The organism is Brachyspira sp. (assembly GCF_050873525.1).
Lineage (GTDB): Bacteria > Spirochaetota > Brachyspiria > Brachyspirales > Brachyspiraceae > Brachyspira.
The window spans coordinates 1-2,772 of the sequence record NZ_JBNMIZ010000285.1; the positions used below are offsets into that span (position 1 = coordinate 1).

Consider the following 2,772-nt stretch of genomic DNA (forward strand, 5'->3'; position numbering starts at 1 on the left):
ATATTATAACAGAATAATTTTATTTGTCAAAAGTTAAATTAATAATTTATAAATTTTAATTTCCATAAAAATATATACCAATAAATTACGAGATTTTGTAATCTAAACGGAGTTGTTTTCGCTGAAAGCGGGCTTTAGCCTTGCTTCTGCGGGCTTTAGCATAGCATAAGTCTTCGATTTGGTAAATCGTCATTGCGAAGCTACTGCTGAAGCAATCCAAAAATAAATAAAAAAGCCGTATGAATAATACGACTTTTATTATTTCTAAATTTACTTTTTCTTCTATTATACTTTTTTGAATACTATTGAAGCGTTATGTCCGCCGAAACCGAAAGAATTGCTTATTGCATATTCTATTTTGTAATCTTGCGCCGTATTTGCCACTACATCCAAATCGCATTCTGGGTCTTGTTCGTCCACATTTATAGTAGGATGGACTTTAGAATCTATAATACTCATAATTGTAGCAACCGCTTCGACTCCGCCCGCCGCTCCAAGCGCATGCCCAATCATAGATTTTGTGGAGTTGATTTTTATTTTTTTAGCGTTATCTTCTCCCAAAGCTTTTTTAATCGCTTTAACTTCCGCTATGTCTCCTGGAGGGGTTGAAGTTCCATGAGTATTTATATAATTTATTTTATCGGGAGAAATTTTAGCGCTTTCTATTGCAAGAGACATCGCTCTTCCACCCATAGCTCCGTCTTCGAGAGGCGCCGTAATATGATTAGCGTCAGCCGTAAAACCGTATCCGCAAATTTCGGCAAGTATATTAGCGTTTCTTTTTTTTGCATGTTCATATTCTTCCAATACCAATATTCCCGCTCCTTCCGATATAACAAAACCGTCCCTTCCTTTGTCGAAAGGTCTTGACGCTTTTTCAGGGGCATCGTTTCTTGTCGATAAGGCTCTCGCGTTATTGAAGCCCGCTATAGTAAGAGGATTTATCGTAGCCTCGCTTCCGCCTACAACCATAATATCAGCTTCGTTGTCTTTAATATGTTTATAACCCAAACCTATTGAATGATTTGAAGAAGCGCATGCCGTAACCACGCTGTAATTCGGTCCGTTCATTCCGTATTCTATAGATATTAATCCGCCTATCATATTTATTATTTGCATAGGAACAAAGAACGGAGACACTCTGCTCGGTCCGTCAGCCAATATAACGCTGTGATTTTGTAGTAAAGTAGTCACGCCTCCTATTCCGCTTCCTATAATCGCGCCCGCTCTTAAAGGGTCAAATCCCGTTTTAGGTTCTATTCCCGCTTGTTTTAAGGCATGATGTCCCGCGTATATTCCAAAATTTATAAACGGGTCTAATCTTCTTAACATTTTCTTATCCGAATAATAATCTCCTTCGAGAGGCAAAGCTTCCGCTCCTATTTTAGTTATAAGCTGTTCTTTATCGGGGTCAAAATATTTAGAAAGTTTTTTAACTCCCGAAACTCCGTTTAGAAGATTATTCCAAAATGTTTTGACATCGTTTCCTAAAGCGTTTACTACTCCAAGCCCCGTCACTACGACTCTTCGTTCACTCATATAAATAACTCCTGATTATTCAAGTAAAATTTTAAAAATAATTTCAATAATTTTTAAGCAGTTTCAAATAATTAAAAAATTCCCGCAAAAAAGAAATTATTTTACGGGAAATTTTTAATACAATTTACTTTTTATGGTCTTCGATATATTTCGCGGCATCCGCTACATTTTTAATTTTCTCTTGGTCTTCTTGAGGAATTTTAATGTCGTATCGTTTTTCCAACTCCATTATTAATTCCACCAAATCCAAAGAATCCGCGTTCAAATCATCTACGAAAGAAGCAGTATCAGTGATTTTGCTTTTGTCCGAGATGTTTAATTGAGCCGCAACCACATCTTTAATTTCATCGATTAATGCCATTTTTTTCTCCTTAAAAATTAAAATATTTATTATAAAGCGCCGTTAGGCAGCCTTATTGCTTATTTATTTTAGTTTTAATCACATAGACATTCCGCCGTCTACCGCTATTACCTCGCCCGTTATATAATCGCTCAAATCGGATGCAAGAAAAACAGCCAAATTAGCGACATCTTCCGCGTTCCCCAGTCTTTTTATAGGAGTTATATTCATAATATTTTTAACCGTATCTTCGGGCAAAACTCCCGTCATATCGGTTTGAATAAATCCCGGAGCTATCGCATTAACGCATATTTTTCTTGAGGCAAATTCTTTAGCCATAGCTTTCGTTATTCCTATTATTCCAGCTTTTGCCGCCGCATAATTCGTTTGTCCCGCGTTTCCCATTTTTCCTATAACGCTCGATATATTTATTATCTTTCCTCTTCTCGCTTTAAGCATATATCTTGCCGCTTCCCTCGAAGTATAAAAAGTCCCCGAAAGATTAGTGCTTATTACTTCGTTCCAAGCGTTGTCGTCCATTTGAATAACGAGCATATCTCTCGCAATTCCCGCGTTATTTACAAGTATATCTATGGACTTAAATTTTTCTACCGTTTTATCCACAACCTCTTTACATGACTCACTCAATTTAACATCATGCTTCAAAGCCAAAGTTTCAATATTATATTGTTTTTTTAATTCTTCCGCAACAGACGAAGCCTTTTCAATATTAGTCGCGGTTATAACTATATTAGCGCCTTCTTTAGCCAAAGCCTCCGCTATCTTTTTTCCTATTCCTCTGCTCGAGCCTGTTATTAAAGCCGTTTTTTCTTTAAGATTTAAATCCATACTTTCAACTTTACCTTAAACAATTTTTATTAATAAATTATAAC

The 2,772-nt window shown here is 36.2% G+C and carries 3 protein-coding genes; all 3 read right to left on the reverse strand.

From position 1 onward, the window contains the following. Positions 1-285: 285 nt before the first annotated feature. The 3 genes from fabF to fabG all read right to left on the reverse strand — a co-directional run bounded on the left by fabF (position 286) and on the right by fabG (position 2,728). Positions 286-1,539, reverse strand: a complete 1,254-nt coding sequence (gene fabF, locus ACR0QS_RS12585; RefSeq protein WP_432633800.1) for a beta-ketoacyl-ACP synthase II — start codon at positions 1,537-1,539, stop codon at positions 286-288. Positions 1,540-1,663: 124 nt separating this feature from the next. Beyond that, positions 1,664-1,900 (reverse strand): acyl carrier protein, encoded by a 237-nt coding sequence (gene acpP / locus ACR0QS_RS12590; RefSeq protein ID WP_137998361.1) that lies wholly within the window; start codon positions 1,898-1,900, stop codon positions 1,664-1,666. Between the two features lie 78 nt (positions 1,901-1,978). Continuing rightward, complete coding sequence (gene fabG / locus ACR0QS_RS12595; RefSeq protein WP_432633801.1) at positions 1,979-2,728, reverse strand: 3-oxoacyl-[acyl-carrier-protein] reductase; 750 nt, start codon at positions 2,726-2,728, stop codon at positions 1,979-1,981. Positions 2,729-2,772: the final 44 nt, after the last annotated feature.